This is a genomic window from Streptomyces sp. NPDC040718 (genome assembly GCF_055593565.1).
In genome coordinates, this window is sequence record NZ_JBVIXO010000036.1 from 1 (window position 1) to 6,737 (window position 6,737).

The 6,737-nt window shown below is 75.6% G+C and carries 2 protein-coding genes; both read right to left on the bottom strand.

The genetic code is table 11. The features are described 5' to 3' along the window. Positions 1 to 4,413 (bottom strand): beta-ketoacyl synthase N-terminal-like domain-containing protein (locus tag ACZ597_RS35460; protein ID WP_471339560.1); only part of this gene is annotated, 4,413 nt, incomplete at its 3' end. A gap of 41 nt (positions 4,414 to 4,454) precedes the next feature. Continuing rightward, positions 4,455 to 6,737, bottom strand: a 2,283-nt coding sequence (locus ACZ597_RS35465; protein WP_471339563.1) for an SDR family oxidoreductase, incomplete at its 5' end; no start/stop codon positions are given.

Sequence of the window (6,737 nt, forward strand, 5' to 3'; positions counted from 1 at the left end):
CTCGATCGGATCACCCAGACCCGTCCCCGTCCCGTGCGCCTCCACCAAGCCGATCGACTCCACCGACACCCCCGCGTCCCGCAACGCGGCGGAAATCACGTCCGCTTGTGCGCGCGGGCTGGGTGCGGAGTAGCGGGTGGTGCGGCCGCCGTGGTTGACGGCGGCCCCCTTGACCACGCCCCGGATCCGGTCACCGTCCCGCAGGGCGTCGTCGTACCGGCGCAGGACCACGGCCACGGCTCCTTCGCCCGGGACGAAGCCGTCGGCGGTGCTGTCGAAGGCGCGGCTGCGGTGCCGGGGCGAGAGGGCCATGAGGTCGCCCATGGAGCGGAAGTACTCCGGGCTGATGCCGGCGTGTACGGCCCCGATCACCGCGGTGTCGATGTCGCCGGTCCGCAGGTGCTGGAGCGCCGAGTGCAGGGCGACCAGCGAGGAGGAGCAGAGGGTGTTGACCAGTCCGCTCGGGCCGTGCCAGTCCATCAGGTAGGACAGCCTGTTGGCGATCATCGCCTCCAGGCCGAGGCCCCGGCCGTCGGGGACGCCGTGGCGCATCCGCTCCTCGTGGTAGTGGTCGTGGCTGTAGGCGATCCACAGACCGGTGCGGCCGTGGGCGCGCGTGCCGATGCGGCCGCCGTCCTCCAGGGCCTCCCAGATGGTCTCGTAGACGATGCGCGCCTGAGGGTCGATCAGCGGGGCTTCGCGGGCCGAGATCCGGAAGGGGGCCGGGTCGAACTCGTCCACGCGGTCCAGGAACGAAGCGTACGGGGCCGGCCCGTCCGCGTCCCGCCGGCGGCTCTCGGGCAACGGCCGGACCGTGTCCCGGCCTTCCAGGAGGAGCTCGGCGAAGGCGGTCAGGCCGCCCGCGGTGGGGAGTCTGATCGCGGCGCCGACGACTGCGACGTCACGAGGCCGGGACTCCGGGGCGGGCGCGGGGGGCTCCTCGGGGCTGCGCGGAGTGGCCGAGACGTCCGCCCGCACCCTCGGTGCGGGATCGGCCGGTGCGGCCGGGGCCGCCAACGCGTCGACGAGTCCCGGCTCCTCCTCGACGAGGAACTCGGCGAACTGCCGGGGGGTCGGGTACTCGAAGAAGACGGTCGGGTACAGGGACACGCCGTGTTCCTCGGAGATGCGCTCGCTCAGCGAGACCAGCCCGACCGAATCGAAGCCGGCGGACAGGAACTCCGTATCGGCGTCCTCCGCGGGGGTGTCCGTGAAGGCCAGGAACCAGGCGAGCGCCCGCGCGGACCGCGAGGCGGCAGGGGCCGCGGGAGCCGCGGGAACGACCGGAGGCGCAGGGGCCGCCGGGACGGCCGCCGCAGGGCGGGGCGGCGTCGGAGCGGGCACGGGCGGCTCCGGTGCCGGCCGCGCCTCGGACACGGACGACACGGACGGCACGGCCGACTCCCCCGCGCTGAACGCCCGGACGGGCACCCGCTTGGACGACATGTCCCCGAAGACCAGCAGGGGCGTGCCCGCCTCGTCGGTGACGGTCTGGGTGACCCGGCAGGCCTCGTCGTTCCAGAACGCGATCTCCGTCCGTACGTAGGCGGCGGCGTCCAGCGGTCCGAGGACGTCCAGCCGGCCCACCGAGAGCGGGATGAACGCGGAGGCGTCCGTCGCGCCGAACACGGGGTTCGCCGGGTCGATCGCCGCGACCGTCACGCTGTCCAGGAGCCCGGGGAACAGCTGTACTCCGGGCGGGTTCATCTCCCGCTGGCGGACGCCCTCCACGCGGGCGAGCGTGCCGCCGTCGGGGAGGCTCGCCACCCAGGAGATGTTCCGGTAGTAACGGCCGTGGTGGTAGCCGATCCTGCGCAGCCACCGGTAGAGGCCCGAGCCCGCGTGCACGGTGGAGCGCGCGCAGTCGGACAGCAGGGTGTGCAGGGGGACGGGCGGCGGCGGCCCGGAGGGATCCTCCGTGACGAGCCGGCCGGTGACGTAGGGCTCCCCGCTCTCGCCGTCCTCAACCCTGAAGCCGCCGTCCGCGAGCACCCGGCAGACGACCCGGCGGGCCCGGGACGCGATGAGCGGGCGGTGGAAGAGGACGTCCCGCGCTCCGTGGAAGGCTTCGCCCCGCAGCGCCGCGCCTTCGCGCAGGAAGTCGAACCACGCCACGCCCGGGAGCATGAGCGTGCGGTACACGGCGTGCTGGGCGATGGGAGCCTCGGCCGGACCGAAGACCCGGGCGTAGGTGTACCCGGCCGCTCCTTCGTCGGACACCAGCTCCGCGGGCGACCCGGGTTCGGCCGAGCGCAGCGGCTCCGCGAGGTTCAGCGCCCGGCCGCGCCGCTGGGCGTGGGGCAGCAGGCGCTTGTTCCACGCCGAGCCGGTGGTCTGCTGGAACGCGGCCCAGTCGATGTCCCGGCCCGTCCGGAAGAGTCGGGCGGCGATGCCTGCGAGTACCTCGGTGACCTCCCGGCCGTCGCGGGCCCCGGCGAGGAGGGCGGCGGCGTCGGTGCCGGCGTGGCCCTCGGTGTCCTCCGTCCGGCGGTAGGGGTCCGTGTCGTCCCGCAGGACGTCGGCCAGCGCCCGCTCCAGCGGGAGACGACCCCGTACGAAGTCCCCGATCGACCCCCAGCCCGCGGGCAGGTCCACCGCGTCCTCGGGCAGCCCCAGGTCGCGCAGTGCGATCGTGAGGGCGACGGCGGACAGGATCCGCAGCAGCTCGCCGGAGAAGGCGGCGAGCGGGGTGCCGGTGGCCGATTCGAACAGGCCGACGACCTCGTGCACGGCCGGGGAGGAGGTGTCGAGAGCCACCAGCCACGCGGGCGGGGCCGCGGCGGCCGCGGGGCGTACGGACACGGTGGTGCGGGGGGTGCCGGCGGTGCGGGGGGCCGGGGCGGCAGGCTCCAGGAGCCATGCGCGCAGGGCGGCGGCGAGCCGGCCGGCGTCCGCCCCTACGACGGCGATCCGCTCGGTGCGGTGCGGTCGGGCCAGGCGGGCCGTGGCGCACGCGTCACCGAGCCCGCCGGGCCCGTCCGCGAGGGAGGGCAGGAACTCCAGCCACTGGGCGGCCAGTTCGCGCAGCGCGTACGGGCTGTCGGCGGACAGCGGCAGCACGTGGACGGGCCCGGGTCGCTCGCCGTCCGCGGGCCCGGCGGGAGCCGCGGCAGGGACGGGGGCGGCCTCGACCACCACGTGGGCGTTGGTGCCGCCGAACCCGAATCCGCTCACGGCGGCCCGGCGCACCGGCGCATCGGGCCAGGGCAGGCTCGTGCCGGGCAGGTGGAAGGGGCTGTCGGCGAGGTTGAGGCGCGGATTGGGCGACTCCACCGCCACGGCCGGGATGGTGCCCTCGCGCAGCGCGACGATGGTCTTCGCGAGTCCGGCCAGGCCCGATGCCGAGTGCAGGTGGCCGATGCGGCGCTTGACCGAGCCGAGCGCCACGGAGTTGCGCGGGACGCCGTGCCGGGCGAACACCTCGGTCAGCGCCCGTACTTCGATCGGGTCGCCGATCGCGGTGCCGGTGCCGTGTGCCTCCACGTACTGGACGGTCGCCGGGTCGATCGTCCGGTAGGCCTTGCCCAGCAGGTCGATCTGGGCTTCCAGGTTCGGTGTGGTGACGCCCATGGTGCGGCCGTCGTTGTTGACGGCGACCCCGCTGACGGCTCCGAGGATCACGTCGCCGTCGGCCAGCGCCGCCGGCATGGGCTTCAGGACCAGGGCGGCGGCGCCCTCTCCGGGCACGTAGCCGTTGGCCCTGCTGTCGAAGGTGTGGCACAGCCCGTCCGGGGAGAGCGCGCCGGTGCGTGAGAGGAGGACGAAGGTCAGCGGGTCGATCAGCAGGTCCACCGCGCCGACCAGGGCGACCTCGCAGGCCCCGGCCGCCAGGCTCTGGCAGGCGAGCCAGACCGCCGACAGCGAGGAGGAGCAGGCGGTGTCCACCACCAGGCTCGGGCCCGCCAGGTCCAGGCGGTCGGACAGCCAGGCCGCCGTGAAGTTCTGCGACCGCCCCCACAGTGCGGCGGGCCCCGCCTCGCCCGTGGACCCCGGCGTGCCGGGCGGGACCTGTCCCCGGCCCCGGTCGAATCCGTAGCCGTTCATGCGGGCGCCGACGAACACGCCCGCGTCGAGCCTGCGGCGCACCCCCAGGTACCCCGCGTCCTCCAGGGCCCGGGCGCCGACCTCCAGCATCACCCGCTGCTGGGGGTCGAGGAACACGGCGTCCTCGGCGGTCATGCCGAAGGCCTCGTGGTCGAAGGAGAACGGGTCCACCAGGAACGCGCCCCGGTGGTGGGTCCCCTGGTGGGGCCCCTCGCCCCGGTACAGTTCTCGGGCCCACCGGCTGGGCGGGACCTCGCCGACCTCTACCCCGTCGCGGCCTAGCAGGGCCGTCAGGTCGACGACGTCCTCGGCGCCCGGGAGCCGTACCGCGAGGCCGATCACGGCGATGCGGGTGTCGAGCTCGCTCACGGTTGTCCTTTCGTTCGGCTCTCCGGTCGTGCGCGGCCCGGTCATCGCTGCCCGTCCCGCTGGAGCAGGGGACGCAGCAGGGCGCTCAGGGCGGAGGCGGGGGCGTCGTCGTCGTGGTCGTGGTCGGGAGCGGGCGGACCGCCGGCGGGGGGTGCCCCCTGGGCGGCGAGTCCGGCCGCGATGTCGTCGGCCGTGCGTGCCCGCATCAGCAGCGAGGGGTCGACGGTCAGGCCGCTGCGCTGTTCGAGCGCCGTGGTCAGCTCGGCGATCACCAGGGAGTCGAGCCCCAGCCCCGGCAGCGGGCGCTCGCCGGGGTCCTCCCCCAGCACGTGGACGAAGGCCTCCCTGACCCGGGCGCGCATGGCCTCGCCGTCGTTCCCGGCGCGTGCCGGTGCGGGGACGGCGGGAGCCTCGGGCCGCGGCTCGGTCGGCGCGGACGCGACGGGCTCCGCGGGCCGGGCCGGGGCAGCGGCCGGGCTCCCCGGGAAGATCACGGCGCCGCCCGACCGGAGGTGGTCGACGAAGGCGTCCAGTGCCTCTTCGGCACCGATCGAGTGGGCGGCGGAGAAGGACGCGTCCGCCTTCATGCCGATGCCCGTCCAGTCGGGCCAGGCGTGCGCGGTGACCGTGGTGACCGGGCCGGTCTCCCGCTCGGCGAGCGCCAGTTGGTAGGCGTTGGCGAGGCTGTAGTCGACGAGTCCCCGGCCTGCCAGGGCCTGCGTACCCGCGACCGAGGAGACGAGGACGGCGAAGTCGGCGCCCTCCTCCTTGGCCAGCCGTACGACGTTCAGCGAGCCGGGGACCTTGGGGGCGAGCACCCTCTCGGCGTCGCTCCACGGCCTGCGGTGCACGGCCCCGAACGGGTTGACCCCGCCGGAGGAATGCACGACGCCGACCAGCCGGCCCCAGCGCCGCCCCAGCTGCCCGGCGACGGCGGCGAGCGCCGCGGGGTCGGACACGTCGCAGGAGAGGTACTCGACCTCGGCCCGCGCTGCCAGGTCCCGTAGGGGGGTGGAGTGCGCGGGGTCGACGGCCGACCGGCCGATGATGCCGATGCGCTTGGCCCCCCGGTCGATCAGCCGCTCGGTCAGGCGCAGTCCCACGGCGCCCAGTCCGCCGGTGACCAGGCAGTACCCGTCGTCGGGCAGGGCGTACGGTGCGCCGGGCACGGCGGGGACGGAGTCCGGCGTGTGGCGGAGGCCCCTCCGGTAGGCGACGACGGACGTTCCGCCGTCGGCGTGGGCTCCGGTGGCCGCACCGGCCGCCAGGGCGGCGTACTCGGCGGCGATGCGGCCGGCCAGGACATCGGCCGGGTCGGCCGGGTCCAGGTGGACGGTCACGGTGGGCTTGCGGCCCTCGGCTCCGGCGGCCCGCACGGCCATGGCCATCGCGGCCCGCTCGGGGCGTAGGCTGCCGAGTTCGCCGGGGTGCACGGCGGCATCGTGGAATCCGGCCCACAGCAGCGTCCCGTGCGTCGGCAGCGATGCCACCAGCTCGCCCAGCTCGGCCCAGAAGCCGCTCAGGTCGAGGGGCCGGCCGTCCCGGCCGCCGCGGGAGTCGACCGCGACGACCGCGTCCGCCGGGTGGCCGGGCTCGACGACGGTCGTGCCCCGGTCCCGGAGGGCCCTGGTCAGCGCGTGCCCGATCTCCGGGTCGGCGGTGACCAGACGGACCCTCGCCGTCTCGGTGGCGGCCACCGGGGCCAGGTCCCGGACGCGCCACCGGACGCGTACCGCCTCGGCGGCGGGTGCCGGGGCGGGCTCGGCGACCGCGCGCTCGGTGGCGTGCCAGTAGGACCCCCGCTCGAACGGATAGGCGGGGAGGTCCGTGACACGGGCATCCGGGGCGGAGAGCGCACGCCAGTCGATGTGCGCGTAGCCGGCCCGGGCCAGTTCGGCGGCGCCGGCGGGTCGGTGCGGCGCCGCGGCCGACCCGGTGCGGGCCGCCGCGGCTTCCGCGGTCAGGTCGAGGTCGACGCGGGCGGGCGTGATGACGCCGGCGGCGACGGAGCGCAGGGCGGTGGCGAGTTCGGCGGCCGTACGTCCGTGGACGGCGGTCTGGAACTCCAACGGGGAGCGCCCGGTGTTGGCGGTGTGGCAGAGGTCGGCGGTCTCCCGGTCGTCGCGTACCGCGTCGAACCGGTCGGCGTAGGCTCGGGCGAGGTTTCGCAGTGCCGTCTCGTCGGCCGCGGTCACCCGCACCACGTACGAGTCCTGCGCCACCACCCCGCGCGGTGCGACGGCCGGGGGTTCCTCCACGATCACATGGGCATTCACCCCGCCCATGCCGAACGCGCTCACCGCCGCACGACGCGGACCCCCACC